Source organism: Flavivirga rizhaonensis (genome assembly GCF_004791695.1).
Lineage (GTDB): Bacteria > Bacteroidota > Bacteroidia > Flavobacteriales > Flavobacteriaceae > Flavivirga > Flavivirga rizhaonensis.
Map to the genome: position 1 here is coordinate 61,115 of NZ_SRSO01000019.1, position 26,568 is coordinate 87,682.

Below are 26,568 nucleotides of genomic sequence, written 5' to 3' on the forward strand. Positions count from 1 at the left end.
CTATTTATGATTTAGAAGTCTCATTAAAAGTGACTAAATAACTACAAGTTCATGCTAAATATTTCTAAAAAGTTTTTTTTAATTCTTAATCTCATCGTTTTATGCGTTTCTGGTCTTCATGCACAAAATTTTGTTACAGATAAAAATGCCATAAGACATGCTGTTATAGGCTCCATAGGGAATCAAAATGTATTATTTATTGGTGAATTAGATGGGGGTTTGTCTTGTTATACTATGGAAGGAAAGAGGTTATGGGACTATGCCCCTGAAATCTCTGCGGTTTTGTTTGAAATAGAAGCTGCTGATATAGATAATGATGGAAGTGATGAATTATTAGCAGCCAATGCAAATGGGACCATATATTGTTTTAACCATTTAGGTGAGTTACTCTGGGAATTTAAGCCTAAAAACAAGGTAAGGTTTTCTGAAGTGGCAGTGGTTAAAAATAATGACAAAGTTCAAATTTTCGCTGGAGGTAATAATTATTTTTTATATGAATTAGACATCAAAGGGCATATAATATCCAAAACACCAATTGAAGGTGTAATACGAAAAATAGAAGGAGGTAATTTTATTGATGCTAATACACAAAGTCTTTTTGTAATGACTTATGCACATGATAAATTTCGCTGGGAATTTATGGGTTTTTTAGATGCAGAAACAAAAGCAGTCATAAAACGTGTTAGTTATACAGATAGAAGGCTTAAAAATTTACGAAGAGCAATGGTTACTGATATCTCAGTAAATGATATAAACAATGACTCTAAGGCAGATATTCTATTTTTTGGCGATGATAAATTCAAACCTCTATTTATTGCTCTAAATAGTGATTTCGATGTTCTGGCTGAGTACTTAGGGAATAAAAAGCAAATACAGCGATATGCACATGCTCAAGGAGTTTTCTTAGCCACTAGAAATGAAATTATGCTACAGTATGGAGGTATTTTAATGGTTTTAGATACGAAGGGCAACCGTATAGGAACATCGGGTTCTAAATATGGTAGAAATGTTTTCAGTGATTTTGCATTCGACCCAAGATCAAATCAGTTGGTTGCAGCGGGTTCTGTGGATGGTGGAAATAACATATGTTTTTATGATTTAGAAAAGCCTAAATGGTGGCTCACAACACATAAAAAGCAAGGTAGAATGCTTGAAGTTGAAAAGAACTTAGACGTTTTATACCAGCAAATATTAAATTTTAAATTACCAGCATATCAAAAGCCATCTGAAAAAGAATGGGTAATGATAACAAAAGAAAAAATCGACCCAAAACTTAAGTCATTAAATGGTACAGATGTAAAGTTTGTAATTCAAAAATCTCCAAAAGAGAGTACCGATCGTTCTCATTTAGTAGCCGTTTTAGGAAATATAGCCTTAAAAAAAGACAAGCGAGGAACGTATCAAGATACCCGTGAAGATATTATTCAAATGGCTAAAGATTTTGAAACCAGAAAACAACCCTTTACATTTTGGGCTGGACATGGTAATGATCCATTTTATATTCAAATTGAAACCTTAGAAAAAATATTAGAGGTTGCGCCAAATACATGCTATGGTTTTGTGTATGCAGAAATGGATAAGGTAGAAGACCCAAGAGTGATTCATTTTGTTGAAGAGTATCTTCCAAGATTAGCAAAAGCCATACGAAAAAATAATCAAGCAAAATTATACTTCAGATATAAAAATATGTTTTGGGCAGCAACATCGCACTTACCATTATGGAAAGACATGTTTTTTTCTGGCAAATACAACGATTTTTTAGTGCCAGCTTCTGAAGACACAAGTAATAGAATTCAAGATTTAAATTTAGCGGGACGTATAGGTATGCATTCAGGAGGGTATGTAAACGACTTTGCTATGCGTTTAATTGATGATAATCCTACAAGTTGGCGGCCATTATCACCAGGTGGACAGAATTCAGTATCTCCGTATCTAAGACAAGGTGTTATAATGGCAGCTTATGGAGCACGTTATGGAATAGTATCAACAAGTGGATTCGTCGAGCCTCCAGGGCTTAATATATTATTTGCACTTATGAAATCAGGTGTACTTCCTGTAGTTGAAAAAGAAAATATTCAATCCATTAGCTCATGGCATTTAATAAAAGATGTAGATGAAGAATTGATTCACTCAGTTGATAATCATCATAATTTAAAGCAATATAAACGAGATGATGATAATGCCGTATTTTCCCTAGCTCAAATGCATTGGGCAGGTACAAATATTCCAAAATATGATTATTCTTATGCAGCCCTTGGTGTCAAATATCGTTGGTTAAATTACTTACCTGAAATTCCAAATGGCATGGTGCCAGTAGCTCCAATAGAATCAAAACACATATTGGAAAATAAAAAAACACCCTACTTTGTTTCAAATACAAAGGTAGGCTTTTCTAATGGTGAGCATGTATCAGCAAAAACCTTTGGAGATACCATAAAAAAAGTGATAGAAAAAGGTGCAAAACGTATGTTTTTAACTGTAAAAGGAGCTTCTTGGAGTCTTGTTAAATTAGACGAAAACCATAGTAGATTAATATTGGTTGATCCAGGATATATTAATCCTCAAAGAAGAAAAGTCGAAATAAATTTTCAAAATATGGAACCAAAGTTAATTAGTGATATTCTAAGTAAAGAAGTTTTTAAAATAACAGATAAAAAATGTTCCTTAAATATACCTGCAGGTTCAATGCGATTTATAGACATTAGCTATTAGTTTTAGTTGCCCATATTACAATATTTACCTAGATGCACATTGAAATTATTCTAAAAGACCTAAGTCTTTATTCTCAAAGTTACTTTTGATGATATATAACTGTTCACAATAATCCAATATTAAATTTAATTATGATTTTTTTCCAAAGCTTTATTAGAGCGTCATTTATTTTATTAATTACACTGTTTAGTATCATTTCCTATGGGCAAGAACGTGTTATTGAAAACTTTAACAATCAATGGAGGTTTGCTCGATTTGGAGCCATGCCAGATGGTTCTATATTAAAAGAACCAAAAGATTTAGATGAACCAAGCTTTGATGATTCTGATTGGCGCGTATTGAATGTACCACACGATTGGGGTATTGAAGGACCTTTTAGAGCAGATTTACCAAACCAAACAGGTAAATTACCTTGGGCTGGAATAGGTTGGTATAGAAAAGTATTTAAATCACAAAAATCTGATGTTGGGAAGAAAATATTTGTTGAGTTTGATGGGGCTATGTCTGGGACATCTGTTTGGGTAAATGGTGGTTATGTTGGAGACTGGCCCTATGGTTATTCATCTTTCAGGTTTGATATTACGCGTTACTTAAAAATAGGAAAAGAGAATACCATTGCTGTGAGATTAGATAATAAAGAAGCATCGTCAAGATGGTATCCTGGTGGTGGAATTTACAGAAATGTACGTTTGGTAAAAACAAATCCAATACATATTAACCAATGGGGTGTTTTTGTGACCACTCCAAAAGTATCTCCTAAAAAAGCGACTATTCATATCAAAACGGACATCAAAAACGGGAATAAAGCGATTGAAGTGTTACATGAGATCTTCAATAATTCAATAAAAGTTGCGGAACAAAAAACAAATTTCAAAAATGAAGCTGATATAGAAATCTCAAATCCAAAATTATGGAATTTGGAAACCCCAAATCTGTATGAATTAAGAACTACTTTAATTCAAAATGGAGAAATTATCGATGATTATAAAACATCTTTCGGAATAAGAACTATAGAGTTTACGGCTAGTGATGGGTTTTTATTAAACGGTAAGAGAGTACAATTAAAGGGTGTTTGCCAACATCACGATTTAGGACCTTTAGGTGCGGCTATAAATGTTCGTGCTATGGAGCGTCAAATTGAAATTTTAAAGGAATTTGGAACTAATGCCATTCGTACAGCACATAACCCACCAGCTCCTGAGTTTTTGGATTTGTGTGACAAAATGGGGGTTTTAGTTCAAGTAGAAGCTTTTGATGTTTGGAACAAAAAGAAAGTAGATAACGACTATAGCATTTTATTTGGTGCATGGCATGAAAGAGATTTAAGAGCCATGGTTCGCAGAGACCGTAATCACCCATCAGTTATCATGTGGAGTACGGGTAATGAAATGATTGAATTGCGCCAAGGACAAGATGCTCCAATGGCATTAAGGCTGGCTGATATTATAAAATCTGAGGATTCAACGCGTCCAACAACATTTGGGAATAGCAGACCAGAGGCGCAAACAAATGGTTTTCAAAAAACAACAGACGTTCATGGTATCAATTATAAACCGCACTTATACGAAGAGTTTCATAAAGCAAACCCTAACATGCCATTGTATGGAAGTGAAACCGCTTCAACAATAAGTTCTCGAGGTGAATATTTTTTTCCAGTAAATTATGATAATAAAAAGCAAGGTAGCGGTGGGTATTTTCAAGTAAGCAGTTATGATTATTCTGCCCCAAATTGGGCTTATCCAGCAGATAAAGAGTTTGAGGCTCAAGACAAATATTCCTATGTAATAGGTGAATTTGTTTGGACTGGTTTTGATTATATAGGAGAACCAACACCATACAACAAAGACAAAACGAACTTACTCAATTTTACCGATCCAGCCGAAAAAGCAAAAATGAAGGCTGAACTGGAAAAATTAGGCGGAAATATTCCACCTAGAAGTTCTTACTTCGGAATTGTGGATTTATGTGGTTTTCCAAAAGATAGATACTATTTGTATCAGGCGCATTGGCGTCCAGATTTCCCTATGGCACATATTTTACCCCATTGGAATTGGCCAGAGCGTGTGGGTAAAGTGACACCAGTTTTTGTGTATACATCTGGAGATGAAGCAGAACTATTCTTAAATGGAAAATCTTTAGGTAAAAGAAAGAAAGAAAAATATCAGTATCGTTTAAGATGGGATGATGTGGTTTATAAACCAGGGGAATTAAAAGTAATAGCCTATAAGAATGGAAAAAAATGGGCTGGAGAAACGGTAAAAACAACCAAAAAAGCAAGTAGAATTAAGTTGTCACCAGATAGATCTGTAATTTCCGCTAATGGACAAGATTTGTCCTTTGTTACGGTTTCTATTACAGATAAAAAAGGTGAAACAGTTCCAAGAACACATAATAGTATAAAGTACAATATAGAAGGTCCCGGAGAAATAATTGCCATAGGAAATGGAGATCCAACTAATCACGAATCCTTCCAAGCTAAAGAACGTAAGGTTTTTAACGGATTAGCTCTTGTAGTTATTCGTTCTAAAAAGGGTGAAACTGGAAAAATAGTTTTAACCGCAGAATCTGAAGGTTTAAAATCTTCTAAACTTGTTGTGATATCTACTTCTATATAGTAAGTCATTATTTTAAGTTACTGGCATTGTAGTTTATGTACTGAGTGATACATATAATTTACGGGTTCTCAAAAAAGAACTACCAAAAGATGATATATGTAGAGCCTATTTAGCTAAATATAAATGGCAAGTTGGAGTTTTAGTGTACAATAATTAATCAACAGGAGTAATTTTGTTTTAAACGTATTATTTTTAAAAAGTTAAGTTGGATGAAATGTAGCAATTTATTTACCCTCAACTACATTTTCTAAACTTAGAGCAACAGTTTTATTATAATTTAAAGACATATTTACATCAAATAAGGGTATACTTAATCAATATAGCAACAATGAAATTAATTTATCTCAATATTACCTTGGCTACCCTGTGTAGCATACTTGTATTCTCATGTAAAAATAAAGAGGAATCCGCAGCCCAAAATACTTCAGTTAAACAAACCACTATAATCCCAAAACCTAATATAGTTTTGTTATTTATAGATGACTGGGGGTGGTCTGATATAGGTTATAGAAACGCGACATTTCAAACCCCAAATTTGAATCAATTCAAAAAAGAAAGCCTAGATTTTCAACGAGCCTATATCCCAACACCAACTTGTAGTCCGAGTAGAGCAAGTTTACTCACGGGTAAAGAATCTGTGAGATTAGAAATGTCAAGGCATATTCCTGAAGAAAAACATTTTATAAATTCTGAATATAATATTTGGCCAAAAGATCCTATGAAAAGACCTTCTAGAAATTATCTTCCGCATGAAGAAGTTACTTATGCAGAAAAGTTAAAGGAATATGGTTATTACAATATGTTTATTGGTAAATGGCATTTAGGAGATGATAAATACTATCCAGAACATCAAGGGTTTGATAAAACGTTTGGAACAACTGATAATGGCCATCCCAAAAATTATTACTATCCCTTTTTTAAGAGTGGAGACCCGAAAGGATTTCAGAAAAATTTTAAAGAAGGAGATTATTTAACAGATGTACTTACAGATGGTGCCGTTGATTTTATTAAGAATTATGATAAAACCCAGCCGTTTATGTTATCCTTTTGGTACTATTCCGTACACGGGCCCTCTATTGGTAGAAAGGATTTACTCAAAAAATACCAAGACGCAGGACTGGAAGGTAAATATGCGCATCATGCGGCTATGGTTGAGGCTATGGATGAATCAATTGGTAGGGTAAGAAAAGCAATCAAGGACAAAGGAATAGCAGATAATACCATTGTAATTGTACTCTCTGACCAAGGGGGAGCATATGAAAATACACCATTAAGTGGTGGGAAAAAAGGAGGGAATACTTTAGGTGAAGGTGGAGCAAGGGTGCCTTTTATTGTTAATTACCCTAGTATTACAAAAGCAAATACCGAAACTAGCATCCCTGTTCAGTCTATTGATGTTTTTCCAACTTTGATGGAAATTGCCTCGGGAGAAAAATATCAAAATGAGAATATTCAAGGTGTAAGTTTGCTGCCAATATTAAAAGGAGAAGCTATTTCACCACGTAACTTATATTTCTTTAGAAGTTACGAAGATCAGTATGCTGCGGTGATTTCGGGTGATTGGAAACTTATAAAATATCACAGCGGAAAATTTCATCTATTTAATGTAGTTGAAGATATAAGTGAAAACAATAACCTAATTGGTAAAGGATTAGAAATTGAAAATCAATTAAAAAAAGAAATTGCTAATTGGGAAAAAGAAGCCGTACCCATCTATTGAACCATAAAATTATAAAATAAAACATACCAATTTTATCACTTTGTTAGCCTTGTTTGATGTTTTATATTTAACTGCAACAACCCTTTATAAATTCTGTAAATTCATCAGGAGGTGTTAAAGTTATTGTAAACGCAAGGACTTACAGAATTTTGGAGGTTGACCTAAAGTCAAATGTACATTTGGAAATAAATTCTGGAGCTATATGGATTCCTATAAATCCTTTGACTAATAAATTGTATTGCGTTAAAGACAGATTTCAAACTATCACTAACCATAAAGAATGAAGAATTTTAAAATGATAATTAGAAAAGTACTTTTATTAACACCATTGATTATTATGGTGGCTTGTGGCGATAAATCTAAAGAACCCGAGAAAGTTTACGCTGAAACTACCTTTAAAAGCTTAGAGAAACCCAACATCATTTTTTTATTAGCTGATGATATGGGGTATGGCGAGTTAGGTTCTTATGGACAAAAAACCATAAAAACACCTTTTTTAGATGAATTAGCATCAAAAGGTATGCGTTTTACTGATTTTTATTCAGGTACCTCCGTTTGTTCACCTTCACGAGCAGTTTTAATGACAGGATTGCATACTGGGCATATAAGTATTCGTGGCAACAAAGGCGTTATTAACGGAAAATGGGATAGAGTACCTCTTAAAAAATCTGAAACTACGATTGGCGAAGTATTGCAGGGAGCTGGTTACCAAACAGCTATGATTGGAAAATGGCATTTAGGTGTTCCAGAAGATGCATCAACTTGGGCTAAAGGGCGTGGTTTTGATTATGCAGTGCAAGAGCAATGGGGCGAGGACGTTAATGGTAATGAGATTGATGAGCGTGTACATTGGGTTAATAATACCGAAGATTCAATCTTTTATAACTACAATAATTACAAATGTTTAGATGAATTTAGAACAAATTTTGCTTTAGATTATTTAGATGAAAAGGCAAGTAATAAACCATTCTTTTTGTACATGTCTTATAGAATCCCACATGCACATGAGTACTTTTTGAGCAAAACCGATTTATATAGTGATAAAATTGAAGAATGGCCAGAAATAGAACGTCGTCATGCAGCTAGGATTACAATGTTGGATGCTCAAATTAAAAGATTATTTGACAAATTAAAATCTAAAGGCGAGTTAGAAAACACACTGATTATCTTCTCAAGTGATAATGGATCAACAAATGAAAATCATCACAATTACAAGTTCTTCAACAGTTCAGGAGGGCTTAAAGGCCATAAGCGTGATGTTTATGAAGGAGGTGTAAGAGTACCCATGTTGGCCTACTGGGAAGGGAAAATAAAACCTGGTACAGTAAGCGATCATCAAAGCACTTTTTATGATATCATGCCTACCTTAACAGAAGTAGCCCATGCCAATACACCTAAGAACATTGATGGTATCTCAATTTTACCAGAGCTTTTGGGTAAATTGCAAAAGAAGCACGATTTTCTTTATTGGGAAATACAGGAAGGACGTTCAATTAAAGGGTTTCGTCAAGCTACCCGAATAGGTAATTGGAAAGCGGTGCGCTATGGAAACAATTATCATACGGAATTATATGATCTTTCAAAAGATATTAAAGAGGAAAACGATATATCAAAAAAACATCCAGAAATTGTAAAACAAGCAAATAAAATATTAAAGTGGGAAAGTGTAAAGAACGAATATTATCCGTTCTCTGGAGGCGTGTTTAAAAACTAAATAAAACTAAATAAAACTAAAATTATGCAAATTTTAAAAAGACTATGCTTGTTAGTTGTTATTATCTGTTTTGTTGTTTCATGTAAGAATGATAAAAAAAGTGATTTATCAGAAATAAAAGAAGAAAAGCAAAGACCAAACATAATATGGTTAATGGCAGAGGATATTAGTACGGATTTAGAATGTTATGGTATGCCTAATGTAAAAACACCTAATTTGAATAAAATGGCAGCTCAGGGTATTAGGTTTGATAATGCTTTTGTTACCAACCCCATCTGTTCCCCAAGTCGTTCTGCGATGATGGTGGGTACGCACCAAGTAAAGACCAATACACATCATCATAGGAGTAATAGAAATGTGCCTTTGGATACTCAATTTAAACCCTTTACAAAATTATTGAGGGATGCAGGATATACTACAATTTTAGGGCACCATGGCGTGATGAAAAAGGGACGAAAAATAGATGTTAACTTTAAGCACAAACCCTTGGGTGAATGGGATGGGAAAACCAAGTTTGGATTATTTGATAAGTACGACACTTTTGAAAAAACCGACGAGCCATTTTTTGCCCAGATACAACTTGTTGTAACACATCGAGGTGACTGGTGGACCGATGTACGAAATCAATCTAAGCATCCCGTTGATACCGAAACTCTGGAAATGCCTTTATACATGTCAGGCCATCCAGCAATTCGATTAGATTGGGCTAAATATTTAGACCAAATTGAGTATATGGATAATGAGGTTGGCATGATATTCAAGGAATTGGAAGAAAAAGGAATGGCAGATAATACTATAGTCATTTTTATAGGAGATAATGGTCGTTGTAACATCCGCGGTAAAGGCTATTTACTGGATCCAGGATTGCGTATTCCTTTGATAATGTATTATCCAAATAAATTCAAGGCAGGGGAAGTGAGAAAAGAAGTCGTTAGTGCTACCGATATTACTGCTTCTATTATAGACTTTGCTGGAATTGAAGTACCTGATTATATGACAGGGCAACCCATTTTTTCAAAAGAATTTAATCGCGAATATGTATTTGGAGCACGAGACCTTTGGGATGAGATTGAAGAAGATTCGAAAGCTCTTGTTTCAGGAGATTGGTCATACATCTATAACGCAAAACCAGAAGTACCTTATGATACCCATCAAGCTTATTTAGAATTTTACAGGCCTGCGGTACATATTATGAGGAGATTATATCAAGAAGATAAATTAACCGAATCTCAAAAACTCTTTTTTGAACCTTCAAAACCTGTAGAGCAATTATTTAATATGAAAGAAGATCCTCATCAATTAAATAATCTGGTTGAAAATCCAGAGTACGAAGCAGTTTTAAGCAAATTACGCAAGAAAAAACAACAATTTGATAAACTTATGAAACCAGTTAGCGATGTATATGAGCCTGTAAAAATGACAAGTCCAGAAGCCTTAATCTGGATGAAAAAAGAATTACCTAACGATTACAAAAAGATGTTAGCAGGCGAAGAAATAGGCTTTAAACGTATCATGAATTTATACAAGGAACACATTAAGAAGAATAAAAAGTAAACATAAAATGTGGCTTTTAATATTGAACCGTGCCATATAAGTATTCTTGAATGTGTTTTGTTTACAACCATACAACCCTGTGAGGAAGTAAAAGAAAATTCTAGAGAAAAATTTAATCCAGATTGGGAGTTTAAGAAATTGGAGGCTTTCAACCTTTTCGAAGAAGGTTTCGAAACTGCAATGTTTGACGATTCCAGTTGGGAAACAGTGAGTTTACCTCATACTGCCAATATGGATCATTAACTATAAATAACCAATGGTAAGAGGTGTGTTGGTACCGCAAGTTTTTTGAAGTACCTGGTTTTACTGAGGGTAAAAAGGTGTTTGTCGAATTTCAAGCGGTTATGAACCACTCTGTTATCTATATAAACGGTGAAAAAGTTTCAGTACATCAAGAAGGTTACTTACCCATAGTGGTTGATGCAACAACGTACCTTAATAAAGGCGAAAAAAATAGTATCTCAGTTCGACTGAATAATACAGACAACCCTGTTACAGGACCTAAACCTTTTAAAGATTCTAGATTTCAATATGTATGGAGGGCTTTATCGAAATACTTGGCTTACTATTAAGGACAATGTGTATACCTCTATGGCTCAGCCTCGAGGATAGTTCGTTTCAAGAAATTCTTTATTTTCTGCCATCCAATAATAGCGTAATACTACCCCATTATTTGTAAACTCCATTCGTTACGCAAACCACCAGGCTTAAATTCGCGTTGAAATTCAATTATTTTACTGTTAGGTACATCAAATTTACCCATGCCTACAAAATTTGTTAGGAAAAAGTTAAAATTTACCAAACAAATTAAAAATTGATGATGGAATTTAAACAAACAAAGTTGTTTGATAGAACCTCCCTGTTTTTTGTAGGCTTAATTGGAATGGTGGTATTTAGTTGCTTTTCTAAAATAAACGAAGGAGAAATCATAATATTTAATTCAAGTATTTCAAAAGATGCAACTCCGGCTGTAGTGAGTAGAATTCTTAAAGCGCAAGAAAAACCCATTTCTCAAATTAAATTTCAAAAGGGCGTATATCATTTTTACCCAGACAAAGGGTTAGAACAATTTGTTTACATATCAAATCATTGCGATTTGATGGTAAACACTCCATTTCCTATAAATGGTTTAAAAAATTTAACCATTGATGGTCAAGGCTCCACTTTTATCTTTCATGGTGTCATGATTCCTTTTTTAATAGATAAAAGCTCTAACATTACAGTTAAAAATTTAACAATTGACTGGGCAGACCCATTTCATAGTGAAGGATTAATTGTTGGGCGTGATGAAAAAAAGAAAACTTTTGATATGCAAATATCAGAAACGTATCCTTATGAAATTCGAAATGGTCAAATTCATTTTATAAAGCCTTATTATGAGCATACTTTAGGACAATCTATTTTATTCGACCCAGAAAGAAAAGCCATTGCTTTTAATACCGAGGCATACACTGGTATCTCTACAATAAAAAAGAATGATACTAAGGCGTACATTGAGTCAATAGTATATAAATATGAACAAGAGGAACGAGCTCCAGAATATAAGTACATTGGAAAGGAAAACAATTTATTTGTTGAAGAACTTAAACCGGGGTTAGTTCGTGTGCATAACCACAAAAAACAAATGCCACCACTAGGTATGATTTTGGTTATGAAAGGGGAGCAAGGTTTTAACAGAGTGTCACCGGCCTTTAGGGTTTCTAATACAAATGGGTTTAATGGATCTAATATAAATATTCACCACGCTGGTGGTATGGGGATAATAGCAGAAAACTCATCAGATTTAATCTTGGACAATTTTAATATCAGCCCATCAAATGGGCGTATGGTATCCACTACTGCTGATGCGACCCATTTTGTAGGGTGCAGTGGAAAAGTAGTTATAAAGAATAGTACGTTTAGCAACCAATTGGACGACGCTACCAACGTACATGGTACCTATCAAAAAATAGTAGACATTCTTTCAGAAAATCAAATAGGTGTTAGAATGATGCACCATCAGCAAAAAGGATTTGTAATAGGTAAGGCAAATGATACATTAGGATTTGTAAGACTGGAAGATTCTTTTTTTCCATTTAAAAAAGTAACAATTAAAAATATCGAATATATTAACAACAGATATCAAATCATTACCATAAATGAAAAATTTCCAGGAGACTTAAGAGAAGGTGATTTAATAGAAAACCTAGATAATTACCCAGACTTGTTAATTCAGAACTGTAATATAAGTAATAACAGAGCTAGAGGGGTGTTAATTTCTAACCCAAAGAAAACAGTCATTGAGAACAACTTTTTTAACACTGAAATGGAAGCTATTCTAGTACCTGTTGAAAGTAGTTATTGGTTTGAATCTGGTAATGCTGCTAATATCATTATTAGGAATAATGTGTTTCAAGATTGTCAGCATGGAGGAAAAAATAGGGGGGTTATACGTTTTGTTACAGACGACGATAATGAAAATATTGCTTTTAAAAACATAGAGATAATTAACAATTCTTTTAAACAGTTTGATAATTTAATATTAGAAATATCTAACACTGATAAACTGGAGTTTACTGGAAATACAATTACAAATTCAGGTACTTTCCAACAATTGCATTCTGAAAATCCAGTCGTAAAAGTTTCAACATCAAAGAACATAACATTTAAGAAAAATACTTATGCAGGAAAAGTCCTACCCGATAATCTTCTGGTTGCAGAAGGATCTGAGGAAGGCATTAAATTTAGATAACTAACTCGAGTTTCCTAAAAAAAGGAGCATAATAAGTTTTAGTATTTTAGAGTTGCAAAAAAACAAACTCAAAATGCTCCAGGACAAAATTATAGGAATCTATATGTATATTTAGATGAGAAATGAACCATAAAGAACTTAATAGCAGAAAATTCAGCGATAGTCAAATACTCTTTATAATGGCTTTTCAAATCAAACATATAATCTAAAATAATTGGAAACTCGAGTTAACTAACTAAATATAAAAACAAACACTGTACAAAAGAATACTAACACTAGTTGAATCATGCTTTAATTGAAAGGAAGAACTGTGATTCTACAATTAAGGAATAAATATTAATCAAACTAAAATTATTAACTAAACTAAACTAAATGAATTTAAAACATGTAATTACAACAAGACGGAGGCTGGACAAGACATTTCTCACAACTCTGTTTTTAGTGCTAAGTCTTAGTGCTTTTGCACAAAAAATAACTGTAACAGGGATCATAACAGGGGCAGAAGATGGTTTGCCTATACCTGGGGTTGCTGTTTTGGTTGAAAGTACTGGCACTGGAGCGGTATCAGATTTTGATGGAAACTATACTATTCAAGCTAATATGGGAGATGTTCTCTTATTTAGTTACCTGGGATTAGTAGATGAAAAAGTAAAGGTTGCCAAAAGACAAATTAATGTTACTATGGATACCGACCTTGAGGACTTAGAAGAAGTCGTGGTAATTGGGTATGGTGCTGTTAAGAAAAAAGAACTTACAGGTGCAGTAGCTCAAGTAAAATCTGAAGATATAGAACAGTTTATAACTACAGATGTAGCATCAGCATTGCAAGGTCAGGTTGCTGGTGTTTCTGTAGTTTCTAGCTCAGGAGAACCAGGTGCAGAATCCAGTATTCAAATTAGAGGTATTACCTCGTTAACAGCTGGAGCAAATACACCATTATGGGTTGTAGATGGGATACCTCAAGTTGGAAACCCAGGCTTGAATATGAACGAAATTCAAACTTTTGATATTTTAAAAGATGCGGCATCAACAGCCGTGTATGGTTCTAGAGGAGCGGCAGGTGTTATTTTAGTAACCACTAAGAGAGGGGAACAAGGTGTAATGAAAGTTGATTTTACACATACTTATGGTATTCAAAACCTAAACGAAAATGCACCCTTGATGAATTCAAGTGAGCAAATAACTTTTGAAACTTTAAAACAATCATTGGGTTTAACAAACCATATTGCAATTTTGGATAGAAACCCATCCTGGTATGATAATGAAAATGATTTTAGTCAATATGTACTTAATGAAAATGCTACCACCACCAACTATTCTCTTAATGTTTCAGGTGGATCAAATAATCTAACTTATAATTTTACAGGTGGATATTTGGATACAGAGGGATCATTGGTAAACTCTTTTGCAAAAAGATATAATGCTCGTACATCTACAACCTATGTATCTGATCATTGGAAGATAAATACAAGTATAGCCTTAACTATTGATAAAAGAGCGATTACTAATAACGGTTTACTTGCAACAGCGAGTCGTTATGCACCGTATTTTCCATTAATTGATCCAGATGCTGATGCCATTTTTACGACAGATGATGGAGCTGTAACAACGCCTCTAAATAACTTGGCTCAGGCAATTAAAAGAGAAAATTTAATACGTAGGGAAGTGTTGAATGGAAGTTTAGATATTACACGACGTATAACAGATGATCTTAGTTTCAATACACGAGTAGGAGTTTCTATAAGAAATCAACTACAAAAACAATTTACCCCTGCATATACGCTTGTAAACCCAGACGACTTCGATGATACGGAAACCGACCCTACTAAAAGTTTTGTTAATAGTGAAGTACAAAGGTTGACTAAGTTTAGTTGGGATGCTAGTTTGAATTACAATAAGAAAATAGGAGATCATACGTTTGGCTTATTAGGAGCAATAACTCTTGAAGAAGATACTTTTGAAGGTTTCTTTGGTGAGAAACGGGGGGTTTCAAATAATGACATTAAAGTTTTAAATACTGCCACTATAAACCCAGTTACAAATAGTTTATCTGGATACAAAACCACTCGGGTAGGTACCTTAGGAAGATTGCAATACAATTACAAAGGAAAATACCTGTTTTCAGTTTTGGGGCGTTATGATGGTTCTTCAAAATTTGGACTTAACAACCGTTGGGGGTTCTTTCCATCAACTTCGGTTGCTTGGAATGTGTCTGATGAAAATTTTTGGGAGTCTTTCAAACATGTCGTTAATAACTTTAAATTAAGAGCAAGTTATGGTGAAGTAGGTAATGATGCTATAAATGATTATGAATTTAGTAGTACTATAGGACAGGCTGCGGATTATATTTTTTCAGACCTTGATGGTACTTTTAATAACGGAACAGCTGTTAGGGATTATGCAAACTCAGTGGCAAAATGGGAAACATCAAAATCAATTAATGTCGGAATTGATTTAGCTTTTTTAAAAAACAAGTTTGTTTTAACAGCAGAATATTACAATACAAAGAAAGAAGATATGTTGTTTCCAATTACACTACCAAGTTCTTCCGGAGCATTTAATCAAACAGGTAACTCACCTTTTGATGATTTTGACCATAGAAGTGTAGTGTTGAATGTAGGTAACATGACCAATCAAGGTTTTGAATTAGGAGCTAGGTACAATCAGAAAATTGGAAAGAGTAATTTAAGATTGAATGCTACTTTTTCCAAAAACATAAACGAAATTACTAGTATTTATAATAATATTCCATTTATTCTTAATGGTAACTCACAATTGGTTGGTGGCGATACTCAAAATTCATTAATCACCTATTTTGCTAAAGGATATGAGGCTGGTGCATTCTTTATTTATGAAACTAATGGCTTAGTACAAACGGATGAACAGTTGGTTGAATATCAAAAACTTGGAGGTAGGGAAAATGCTAAAAAAGGAGATTTAATGTATGTAGACACGGATAATGATGGTGATATAGACGCTGATGATAAAGTTTATAAAGGAAGTGGGTTACCAGATTTTGAAATAGGATTTAATCTAAATTGGCGCTATAAAAATTTAGACCTAGCTATGAATTGGTTTGCCAGTGTAGGGTCAGAAATTATGAATGGTAACAAAGCTGTAAGTTATATTGCGGGACGCCATCCAGACTTAAATAATATATGGACTGAAGACAATTCTACTTCCAACGTTCCAAATTGGAGTGGAAGCAAAGGAGATTTTAATCATAACGGAAATACGGATTATTGGTTAGAGAATGGTGATTATTTAAGATTAAAATTAATTACCTTAGGTTATTCATTGCCCAAAGACGTTTTAGAAAAATTAGATATTTCTAGATTTAGACTTTATGTTTCTGCTCAAAACCCATTAACCATTACAGGTTATGATGGATACGATCCTGAAATAGGTGGAGATGTAGTTAGAAGAGGTCTTGATGCTTCAAGATATCCTATATCTGCTTTATATAGTTTAGGTGTTAACATCAGGTTTTAACAAATAAAAAAAATACAAAATGAAAAATTTAAAAAATAAATTAATTGCTTTGATTGTAATTGTAGGTTTTTTACAATCATGCAGTGATTACTTGGATCAAACTAATCCAAATGAAGTATCTACGGATACTTACTATTCAAATCTTGAACAGTCTGATGCTAGTTTAACAGGCGTTTATGGAGGTATGTTAGATACTTTTATTGTAAACCCTTGGATGGAATCGTTACGTTCAGATTTAGGAATTATTTCTGCCCGTAGAACAAACAATCCAAATCCAAATGCTAGGGTTATACCTTATTATACCCATACTTATAATCCAGGCAGTTTTAATTTTCATAGGCAATGGAATGCTTTGTATCAAGTTATTTTTAGAGCAAACCAGCTTATTGAAGGACTAGAAAGTATGGATGATACTTTAAAAAGTAATGAAATTTGGACAGAACAAATGGGTCAAGCTAGGCTTTTAAGAGGTATGTGTCATTTTTATTTACACGCAATATATAATAAAGGCGAAATCATTATACGTGATAAGGTTCCGGCAAGTACTGAGGAAATTTCTAAACCTACATCTACTTCAGCAGAAGTTATTGAGTTTTTTAGAGATGATTTGCTTTATGCTTATAACAACCTTCCTCATGCTTTTGATCAGAAAACAAGAGTAGATAAAGGGCTTGCAGCAACTATATTAGGAACAAGTCATTTATATGAGAAAGAATATAATTTAGCTATTGGATATTTTGATGATATTATTAATAATAAATCCGAATATGGATATGCCCTTTTAACAGGAGAAAATGTAAAACTAATGTACACTTCGGCTGGGGATTTTAATTCAGAATCTATTTTCGAGATTAATTACTCGGTTGAATTAAAAGGAAATGAGTCTCAATGGTATGAAGAAAGTTTTAGTAATAGAAACGCAAGGTATTCTGCTCCAAACTCAAAAGGTGGAGGAGCGCCAGAACATACTGTTGTAGCTGCTTGGTTAACAGAAGCGTATTCTACCGAGTTTTTAGATCCTTTAGATGTACGAAATACCGTAATAGGGCATAATGGACGAGATAGAATAACAGATAACATATCCTTGAGAGCGTCCTCTATGGTTTCACTTGTAAATGATGAGCATACCGAGTATTATCAAAAACCAACAGCTGCAATAGCAGATAATTTTAGAAATAATAAAATTTCACTTTTCAAACAGCATACAAATCATGATATTACGGATCATGAAAAGAATGTAGGTGTCTCACCATGGCAATCTGGAAAAAATGTAATTATTAATCGTTTTGCAGATGTGTATTTAATGAGAGCAGAATGTTATTTAGAAACAGGTAGAATTACTGAAGCTTTAGGTGATATTAATACGATTCGTGAACGTTGGGGATTGGCATTGTTAGGGCCTGTAGTAAATGCAAGTAAAACATATATTGCAAATGAACCAGTATCAAATTTGCCATATACCGATGAAAACACATTAAGAAGACATTTAAGACATGTGGAAAGACCATTAGAATTAAATATTCAAGGTATTTCATCTCGAAATATCGATCTAAGAAGATGGGGTAACGCTAAAGCCAGATTTGCAGAATTGTCTGGAATTAAATACTACGTTACTGATTATACTTATGTTGATGAGGCTGGAAAAACAAAAAAGAGAGCTAAAAGTTTGTTAACACGAACGGTAACAGCAAATGAGCTTTATATTAATGGGGAAAATGAATTTGAAGCTGCAGCACAAAACTATAATGATACACGTGATTATTTACCAATTCCGCTTAGTGAATCAGATAATAATACAAGTATTTAACTAATAAAAATTTATATTCCCATCTCATTTTTGAGATGGGAATATTTTTTTATATTGATGTGAATTAGAAGATAATTTAGCATTGAAAATTTTATTTTAGCAAATCAAATTCAAAACATGAAAAATTTTAAACGAACCACTTTACTATTAGTATCAGTTTTATTACTTGGAATTAGTTGTAAAGATAAGCCAGCAGAAAAGGAGAATGAAGTTGGAACCACGTCGAAAAATCCAAACATCGTAATTATATATCTCGATGATTTAGGCTATGGTGATTTAAGTGTTTATGGTGCTACAGAATTACAAACACCTAATATAGATGCATTAGCTAATGGAGGTGTTAAATTCACAGATGGTTATGCCTCATCAGCAACTTGTACACCAAGTAGATATGCTTTACTTACAGGCATGTATCCTTGGCGTAATAAAAAAGCAAAAATTTTACCAGGTACAGCACCACTTTTAATAAGTACAGAACAACAAACTTTACCAAAAATGCTTAAAAACCAAGGCTATCAAACTGCTATCGTTGGTAAATGGCATTTAGGTTTAGGTACAGGAATTGTAGATTGGAATCAGCGTGTGTCTCCTGGACCAAATGAAGTAGGCTTTGATGAGTCGTATATTTTGGCAGCAACACAAGATCGTGTACCAACAGTTTATATAGATAATGGTCACGTTGTAGGGTTAGATGCTAATGATCCTATATTTGTTGATTACAAAAATAATTTTGAAGGTGAGCCAACAGCTATTGATAATCCAGAAATGGTTAAAATGAAATGGCACCATGGGCATAACAATAGCATCGTAAATGGTATTGGACGTATTGGGTATATGAAAGGAGGAGAATCTGCTAAATGGAGTGATATTGATATGGCAGACCATTTTTTAGAAAAAGCCCAAAACTATGTGAAAACTCATAAAGATAAACCGTTCTTTTTGTACTATGCTATGCAACAACCGCATGTTCCAAGAACACCGCACCCACGTTTTGTTGGTAAATCTGGTTTAGGACCAAGAGGTGATGTGATTGTGGAAGCAGACTGGTGTATTGGTGAGTTTATGAAAACTCTTGAAGAAGAAGGTGTTTTAGAGAATACCTTAATTGTTTTCTCAAGTGATAATGGACCAGTACTTAATGATGGTTATTATGATGACGCAGTAGAAAAATCAGGTAATCATGATCCTAAAGGAGGATTACGAGGCGGAAAATACAGTATATTTGAAGCAGGAACTCGTGTACCATTTATTACCTATTGGAAGGGGGAAATTCAACCAAGCACTTCCGATGCTATTGTATGTCAAATGGATTTATTGGCATCATTGGCAAATTTAGTTGGCGCAAAAGAAACAACTACGGATAGTAAAGAAATACTTAACGCTTTACTTGGTAAATCTAAGATAGGAAGAGAGAGTTTAATTATCGAGGCTACAGGTAAGACAGCATTGCGCCAGGGAAATTGGTTAATAATTCCACCATACAAAGGGAAGAACTTTAGAGAAAAAGTCGGAATTGAGGTTGGGAATTTTCCTGAATTTCAGCTTTACAATTTGAAAGAAGATATAGGCCAACAAGACAATTTGGCTAAATCTAATCCAGAAAAGCTAGCTGAAATGATTGACATTTACGAATCATTAAGAGGAAAAGATTATAATAAAGGTGTTAAAGAAGTAGTTTTTAAATAATGCTTACAATATAATTAGAACAAATAACCCATACTTAATATATGGTTTTTTAATCTATAAATTACAATTTAAAAAAAAGAACAAATAGAAGTGAAAGTTGTGGGGGATTTTTTGTGCAAAACCTATTTGTTGGCTTATTTGAAATTAATGGTAGTGCACAAATAAGCATTTGATTATACCTGAAATTTACAGAGTTATATTATATAGATTACTTTACTGGGATTTAATTAAATCTAGTTTCTATTAGAATAAGAGATATGAAAATAAAATCAATTGAGACATTCATACTAAAAGATAAACTAAACCAAAGTTTCTTCTTTTCACAATGGGAATATTCTGAAAGATGTATTTGTATTGTTAAGGTAATAGCCGAAGATGGTACCTATGGTTGGGGTGAGGGATATGGACCAGCAAAATTATTAGAAGCTGGTATTGATTTATTAAAACCTATGGTAATAGGTCAAAACCCTCTTGAGAACGAAGTTATTTGGAATGAAATGTATCGTAAAACTCTTGACTTTGCTAGAAAGGGTACTTTAATGGCATCGATAAGCGCATTAGATATTGCTATTTGGGACTTAAAAGGTAAGCTTCTAGGGCTTCCAATTTATACACTATTGGGTGGGGCACATAGAAATAAAGTTAAGCCTTATGCAACAGGTTTGTATTTTACCGATCATCATGATTTTTCTAAAGGTTTTGTTGAAGAAGCTAAGCTATATGTGTCGCAAGGTTTTAAGGCAATAAAGATGAAGGTTGGCTTGGGGATAAAAGAAGATGTAGCTAATATAAAATTAATACGTGAAACCATTGGGGATGATATTGAATTAATGATAGATTCTAATCACGCATATACATTACGAGAGGCCGTTGAACTTTCAAGGAAAATCGAAAAATATGATATTAAATGGTTTGAAGAACCAATTTCTCCAGAATTTTATGGACAGTATAATGAATTAAGACAAAAAACCAGTATTCCAATTGCAGGAGGAGAATGTGAATATTTAAGATTTGGATTTCAACAGTTAATAAAAAACAAATCGGTAGATATTTTACAACCTGATATTTGTGCATGCGGAGGTTTGACCGAAGCCAAAAGAATATCAGCATTGGCAACAGCAAATGGAGTAGATTTAATTCCACACACATGGGGTACTTCTATTGGGCTTCATGTAGCATTGCATTTTATTTCAAATTTAGAGTCTGTACCAGGAAGAATGTACCAACCAGATTTTTTAATGGAGTTTGATCAAACAGAAAATGGACTACGTGAGTGCCTGATTTTTCCAAAAATTAAGATGAAAAATGGTATGATAGAAGTTCCTAATAGACCTGGATTAGGGATTGATGTTGATGAAAATGTTTTAAATGACTATTCAATTAAAAAGAAAGTTTTAAGAGAATTTATTTAAAATATTATTAGTAATGAATACAAATACATAGGACTTCGGATACAAAAAATTATATATAAACGGTGAACTTGTTGATGTAATAAGCGGATTAAAAGATATGCCATCTGTCCAGTAACATGAGACATTAATTTACATAATAAATATTGAATCTATATGCATACCCTCAAAATAAGTATATTCTTTTTTTTAATTAGTACCTTTATTGGTAATCTGGTTATCGCACAGCAAAACGATTGGGAAAACGAATTAATGTTCGAACAAAATAAGTTGCGTTCTCGTGTACCAAGTTACTCCTTTTTTAATCATCAAGATGCCTTAATAGGTAATAGAGAAGCTTCTAGAATGCAATCTTTAAACGGTCTTTGGCAGTTTAATTTTGTAGAAAAATCGTCTGAAAGGCCGCAAAATTTTATCACTAAAGATTTTGAAGGAAACCTAAAGGAATGGAAAAATATACCAGTGCCTTCAAATTGGGAACTTCAAGGATATGGACAACCTATTTACAGTAATATCATTTATCCTTTTACGCCAAATATTGAAAATGGAGGCAAACGAAACTTTAGTTATTTGGGGCCGCATCCTCCCCAATTTCCTTATATAGATAGATATAGAGATAATCCGGTTGGTAGTTATTATAGGGATTTTACTGTTCCTGAAGCATGGAATAACCAATCTGTTATTCTACATTTTGGAGGTATATCTTCAGCCTTTTATGTTTGGGTAAATGGAAAGAAAGTGGGTTACAGTCAGGGCAGTCGATTGGCGGCAGAATTTGATATTACCGATTTTATTTCAACAGGGAAAAACCGAATTGCTGTTCAAGTATTTCGTTGGAGTGATGGTAGCTATTTAGAAGATCAGGATATGTGGCGATTAAGTGGTATTCACAGAGAGGTTTTACTCTTAGCGCAACCTAAAATAGCACTTAACGATATGTTTGTACGTACTAAGTTTGATAAAGATTTAGAAAATGCCAAACTAGAAATTCGTCCATATTTATGGATGAAAGGAGATGAAGACCAATTAAAAAACTGGACAATTTCAGCAGAACTTTATGATGCTACAGGAAACAAGGTTTTAGAAACACCAATGTCTTGCAATATTGAAGACGTACATTTTGAACGATGGCCACAACGCGACATTACTAAATTTGCCTTCTTGGAAGCTCAAATAAAACAACCAAACAAATGGTCGGTAGAGAATCCTTATCTATATACTTTAGTATTCGATGTTAAAAATCCAAAAGGAGAAATTGTAGAATCCCGAAGTCAAAAAATTGGATTTAGAACAGTGTCCTTCAGTAAGGAAAGTGAACTTCTTATTAATGGAAAAGTAACTAAAATTAAAGGTGTTAACCGTCATGATCACCACCCTATTCGAGGAAAAGCGCTTACTAGGGAAGATATGGAAGCTGACGTAAAACTACTAAAACAGTTCAATTTTAATGCCGTAAGGACATCACACTACCCTAATGACCCATATTTCTACAGTTTATGTGACAAATATGGTGTTTACGTAATGGATGAAGCTAATATTGAAACGCATCATTTAGGCAGTTATGTACCACAACAACCGAGTTTGGCAATCCCTATATTAAGTAGAGTAATGCGGATGGTAGACAGGGATAAAAATCACCCAAGTATTATTTCTTGGTCTTTAGGTAATGAGGCTGGTACTGGACCTGCCTTTGCTGCTGCTGCTGCTTGGGTAAAAGATTATGATCCTTCACGTTTTATGCATTATGAAGGCGCACAAGGTAAACCTACACATCCAGAATATAAGGAAGGTGCTGCAGGACAAAAGGTATTTAGAGGAAAAGCCCATGCAAATCCTGATGATCCTGATTATGTAGATGTTTTAAGTAGAATGTATCCTGAAATTTACCAACTTAAAGCAATGTCTGAGAGTAAATACATTAATAGACCAATTATTATGTGTGAATATGCACATGCTATGGGAAATTCTATTGGTGGTTTAGGCGACTATTGGGACTTAATTAACTCTAAAAAGAACTTAATTGGTGGCTTTATTTGGGATATGATAGATCAAGGATTAGAAACCACGACTAAAAAAGGTGATAAATTCTATGCCTATGGTGGAGATTTTGGGGACATCCCAAATGATAAAAACTTTTGTATTAATGGTGTGTTTTCTCCAGACAGGAAAGCAAATCCGCATGCGTGGGAAGTGAAATATATTTATCAACCCTTTAATTTTGAAACAGTAGATGCTAAAAATGGAAAGCTCAAAGTGATAAATCATTTAAATGAAACTAATCTAAATGCTTATGAAGTGAGATGGATAGTTTCTAAGAATGGAAATGATATACAATCAGGAATTTTAAATAACATTAGTGTTGATCCTAATTCCTCTTCTGAAATAATTATTCCTTTCAAAAAGATAAATTTTAAAGATGATTCCGATTATTGGGTTGAGGTTTCTGTTCATGAAAAGGAAAATCGTCTTTGGGCAGGTAAAGGTTTTGAGGTTGCAAAGGATCAAATACTTTTGAAAGCTAGTCAAGTTACTGAGGCATACAAATCAAAGTCAAAAGCTAAGGTTTTAATAAAAGAATCAGAACATTCAATTGAAGTTTCAGGCAAAGGTTTTTTGGCTATAATTTCAAGGTTAAATGGCGAGTTGAGTTCCTTTAAAACCAATAATCGAGAGCAAATAGCTTCGCCTTTAAAACCTGACTTTTTCCGTCCTCCAATAGATAATGATTTACGGGGTGCAAGCAGTAGATCATTTAGAAAATCAAGAGAATATTGGGAATTTTTAGCTGATAAGCTAAAAACAGAATCTATAAAGATAGAGAATAACCAAGAAAATGACGCTGTAATCAAAGTCATTAAATCATTTAATGAAGAAGTTAAATTACAAATTAACTATCGTTTTTTAAGTGATGGAAGGTTGATTGTAAAAATGGTTATGGATGCTGATGAATCATTGCCAGGGTTAGTAAAATTTGGAATGACATTAGGAGTGCCTAAAAATTATTCTAAAGCAGCTTTCTATGGAAAAGGACCATGGGAAAATTATATAGATAGAAAGAGAGGTGCTATTATGGATGAATATACTTTTAATACAGACGATTTATTTACCAATTACATCTTTCCTCAAGAAAATGGTAATCGTTCTGAAGTAAAATGGTTGAAACTTTCGGAAAATAAAAAAGACAACATAGTAATTCAAGGTTCGCCAGAATTTGGATTTTCAATATGGCCTTATTCGGCTAAAAATATTCAGGAAGCAAAACACTCTTATGATCTGAAACCTCAAGGATTTTATACCTTAAACCTGAATTTAGTTCAAATGAGTGTTGGCGGTACGCTTTCCGAAACTTTACCACAGTATATTATCCCTTCTGGAAAATATCAATTTCAATTTATAATAGAATGAAACATCCACGACTAAAATTTGGTCATACATAGAAGTGATAATGTGGATGTTACATATGATCATTGAAAAACAATAAAATAGGCACATGAAAACATTAAAACTATTGCATGTCGGCTTATCCAAAAATATATTTGCTTTCTAATTGGTATTAGAACTGTACTAAATTGAGTTTATAAAATTTGTTAAGTTGACACCTCTATTTAGGTTCATTTTTTTACGTAACCTATGTCTTGCTACATGGACACTACCAAGAGAAATACCTAAAAGATAAGCCATTTCTTTTCCTGAAAAATTCAATTTAATCAAGGCACATAATTTTAAATCAGAAGATGATAGATTAGGCACTTTTTTTTGAAGTCTAGCATAAAAGCCTATGTTCTGTTCCTTGAAACGGGTATTAAAAGTGTCCCATAAACTTGTAGAACTATGCTCAATGGATTTTAATAAAGAAAGAGAGCGCTTATCTGGGTTTGACTCTTTTATATAAGAACTTAGTTTCTTAATAACTTCTTCTTTTTCTATTAATTGTAGCGTGTTAGAAGTCAACTCTTTATTCTTAATATTTAAAAGCTCATTAGAAACCTCTTGTTTTTTTTGAAACTTCAATAACCGAACCCTAGATCTTACCAAAACAACAACAATAACTAGTATTAGCAATATCATAAAGAAAAGTATCCTAAACCTGAGTATCTCTTCTTTATTTTTTGCCAACTCTAAGTTCTTAATATTAATTTGCTCATTCTTTTTTATGAGTTGCTCTTTGTAAGGATTCCTTATAGTTAAAAAACCTTTATTCCTATCATTTCTAGGGTTTAAATAAGCGTTCCCAATTGAATTCGATTTTTGTTCATATTCATAAGCTTTATTATACTTTCCTAACTTAGATAAAACTTCTGCATAACGAGAATATAAAAAAGACCTATAAAATGTAGTTTCTCCTATAACGCCATTAACCTTTACAAATTTTTCAAAATAGATTTCAGCTAAATTAAGCTTATTCAACTTCAAATAAATATTAGCTATTCTACCATAAACAATAAGCAAAAAATGCCTGTCACCTTCTTTTAATTGCGTGTTAGATTCAATATTTTCTAACTGAAACGCAATACTCTCAAGCAACTTTATGGCTTTATTGTACTTATTATTCCATTCTTCTAAACTAGCTTTCTTTTCTTTAAGATAAAGATCATAAACAGTATTAACCTTAAATTGTTTTGCTAAACCATGACAGGTATCAATATGAGCTTTTAAATTACTTTGATGCTCAATACTTTGATAATGCATAACCAAGTTATAATGGGATTGATATAAATCAGAGATATTTACCCCGCCATTTTTATACAAACTTTTATAAAGTTTATGAGCTTTCAAAAAATAATCACCAGACTCTTCATTTTGTTTATACAAATAAGTCAATACACCTAACTCTTCATATGCTTTTGCTTTTAATTGTGAATCATCTTTAGCCTCGGCTATAATTAGTGCCTCTCCAGCATTGTTAAATGCTTGATTATAATTCAACCTGTAACGTTCATATGTACTCAAAGAAATTAGGCTCTTTATTAATAAAGTTGTGTCTTTTTTAAAATTAGCTTGTTTTTTAGTCTTTTGTAACACATGGAATATCGAATCATTTGTTACGTTAGAATCAAATAAACCTTCGTAAAAATGAGTTTTAAACTGTTGTGCATGTAAACTTCCAAAACACATTATGTTAAGTAAA

At 33.2% G+C, this 26,568-nt stretch carries 14 protein-coding genes; 13 read left to right on the forward strand and 1 reads right to left on the reverse strand.

Annotated elements, in window-relative coordinates:
• The first annotated feature begins 51 nt into the window (after window positions 1–51).
• The 13 genes from EM932_RS13595 (at window position 52) to EM932_RS13655 (ending at window position 24,845) form a co-directional block, all read left to right on the forward strand.
• Window positions 52–2,712, forward strand: coding sequence for a PQQ-like beta-propeller repeat protein (locus tag EM932_RS13595; protein ID WP_135877738.1), 2,661 nt, complete (start codon window positions 52–54; stop codon window positions 2,710–2,712).
• A 131-nt stretch (window positions 2,713–2,843) separates the two neighbouring features.
• Window positions 2,844–5,327, forward strand: coding sequence for a beta-galactosidase GalB (galB, locus tag EM932_RS13600; protein WP_135877739.1), 2,484 nt, complete (start codon window positions 2,844–2,846; stop codon window positions 5,325–5,327).
• A gap of 328 nt (window positions 5,328–5,655) precedes the next feature.
• Window positions 5,656–7,047 (forward strand): sulfatase, encoded by a 1,392-nt coding sequence (locus EM932_RS13605; protein WP_135877740.1) that lies wholly within the window; start codon window positions 5,656–5,658, stop codon window positions 7,045–7,047.
• Window positions 7,048–7,327: 280 nt separating this feature from the next.
• Window positions 7,328–8,761 (forward strand): arylsulfatase, encoded by a 1,434-nt coding sequence (locus EM932_RS13610; protein WP_246041068.1) that lies wholly within the window; start codon window positions 7,328–7,330, stop codon window positions 8,759–8,761.
• Between the two features lie 24 nt (window positions 8,762–8,785).
• Entirely contained in the window at window positions 8,786–10,315 is a 1,530-nt protein-coding gene (locus EM932_RS13615; protein ID WP_135877741.1) for a sulfatase-like hydrolase/transferase, read from the forward strand.
• A 9-nt stretch (window positions 10,316–10,324) separates the two neighbouring features.
• Window positions 10,325–10,558 (forward strand): hypothetical protein, encoded by a 234-nt coding sequence (locus tag EM932_RS13620; protein ID WP_135877742.1) that lies wholly within the window; start codon window positions 10,325–10,327, stop codon window positions 10,556–10,558.
• A gap of 23 nt (window positions 10,559–10,581) precedes the next feature.
• Window positions 10,582–10,887 carry a sugar-binding domain-containing protein gene (locus tag EM932_RS13625; protein ID WP_135877743.1) on the forward strand — a complete coding sequence of 102 codons (306 nt, stop codon included), beginning with the start codon at window positions 10,582–10,584 and terminating at the stop codon, window positions 10,885–10,887.
• Window positions 10,888–11,132: 245 nt separating this feature from the next.
• Window positions 11,133–13,046 (forward strand): right-handed parallel beta-helix repeat-containing protein, encoded by a 1,914-nt coding sequence (locus EM932_RS13630; RefSeq protein ID WP_246041069.1) that lies wholly within the window; start codon window positions 11,133–11,135, stop codon window positions 13,044–13,046.
• Window positions 13,047–13,418: 372 nt separating this feature from the next.
• Complete coding sequence (locus EM932_RS13635; RefSeq protein WP_135877744.1) at window positions 13,419–16,538, forward strand: SusC/RagA family TonB-linked outer membrane protein; 3,120 nt, start codon at window positions 13,419–13,421, stop codon at window positions 16,536–16,538.
• 19 nt (window positions 16,539–16,557) lie between these two features.
• Window positions 16,558–18,345 carry a RagB/SusD family nutrient uptake outer membrane protein gene (locus tag EM932_RS13640; RefSeq protein WP_135877745.1) on the forward strand — a complete coding sequence of 596 codons (1,788 nt, stop codon included), beginning with the start codon at window positions 16,558–16,560 and terminating at the stop codon, window positions 18,343–18,345.
• A gap of 117 nt (window positions 18,346–18,462) precedes the next feature.
• On the forward strand, window positions 18,463–20,031 hold the full coding sequence (locus tag EM932_RS13645) for a sulfatase family protein (protein WP_135877746.1): 1,569 nt from the start codon (window positions 18,463–18,465) through the stop codon (window positions 20,029–20,031).
• Between the two features lie 257 nt (window positions 20,032–20,288).
• Window positions 20,289–21,443, forward strand: a complete 1,155-nt coding sequence (locus EM932_RS13650; protein ID WP_135877747.1) for a mandelate racemase/muconate lactonizing enzyme family protein — start codon at window positions 20,289–20,291, stop codon at window positions 21,441–21,443.
• A 153-nt stretch (window positions 21,444–21,596) separates the two neighbouring features.
• Complete coding sequence (locus EM932_RS13655; RefSeq protein WP_135877748.1) at window positions 21,597–24,845, forward strand: glycoside hydrolase family 2 TIM barrel-domain containing protein; 3,249 nt, start codon at window positions 21,597–21,599, stop codon at window positions 24,843–24,845.
• A 159-nt stretch (window positions 24,846–25,004) separates the two neighbouring features.
• Here EM932_RS13655 and EM932_RS13660 read toward each other — a convergent pair whose 3' ends face one another.
• Window positions 25,005–26,555 (reverse strand): helix-turn-helix transcriptional regulator, encoded by a 1,551-nt coding sequence (locus EM932_RS13660; RefSeq protein ID WP_135877749.1) that lies wholly within the window; start codon window positions 26,553–26,555, stop codon window positions 25,005–25,007.
• Between the last annotated feature and the right edge of the window lie 13 nt (window positions 26,556–26,568).

Excerpts from the sequence above, each read along its gene's own strand:
- EM932_RS13650 (WP_135877747.1), top strand. The coding sequence starts at position 20,289 with ATGAAAATAAAATCAATTGAGACATTCATACTAAAAGATAAACTAAAC.
- EM932_RS13605 (WP_135877740.1), top strand. The coding sequence starts at position 5,656 with ATGAAATTAATTTATCTCAATATTACCTTGGCTACCCTGTGTAGCATA.
- EM932_RS13635 (WP_135877744.1), top strand. The coding sequence starts at position 13,419 with ATGAATTTAAAACATGTAATTACAACAAGACGGAGGCTGGACAAGACA.
- EM932_RS13595 (WP_135877738.1), top strand. The coding sequence starts at position 52 with ATGCTAAATATTTCTAAAAAGTTTTTTTTAATTCTTAATCTCATCGTT.
- EM932_RS13660 (WP_135877749.1), bottom strand. The coding sequence starts at position 26,555 with ATGTGTTTTGGAAGTTTACATGCACAACAGTTTAAAACTCATTTTTAC.
- EM932_RS13615 (WP_135877741.1), top strand. The coding sequence starts at position 8,786 with ATGCAAATTTTAAAAAGACTATGCTTGTTAGTTGTTATTATCTGTTTT.
- EM932_RS13640 (WP_135877745.1), top strand. The coding sequence starts at position 16,558 with ATGAAAAATTTAAAAAATAAATTAATTGCTTTGATTGTAATTGTAGGT.
- EM932_RS13655 (WP_135877748.1), top strand. The coding sequence starts at position 21,597 with ATGCATACCCTCAAAATAAGTATATTCTTTTTTTTAATTAGTACCTTT.
- EM932_RS13610 (WP_246041068.1), top strand. The coding sequence starts at position 7,328 with ATGAAGAATTTTAAAATGATAATTAGAAAAGTACTTTTATTAACACCA.
- EM932_RS13645 (WP_135877746.1), top strand. The coding sequence starts at position 18,463 with ATGAAAAATTTTAAACGAACCACTTTACTATTAGTATCAGTTTTATTA.
- galB (WP_135877739.1), top strand. The coding sequence starts at position 2,844 with ATGATTTTTTTCCAAAGCTTTATTAGAGCGTCATTTATTTTATTAATT.
- EM932_RS13630 (WP_246041069.1), top strand. The coding sequence starts at position 11,133 with ATGATGGAATTTAAACAAACAAAGTTGTTTGATAGAACCTCCCTGTTT.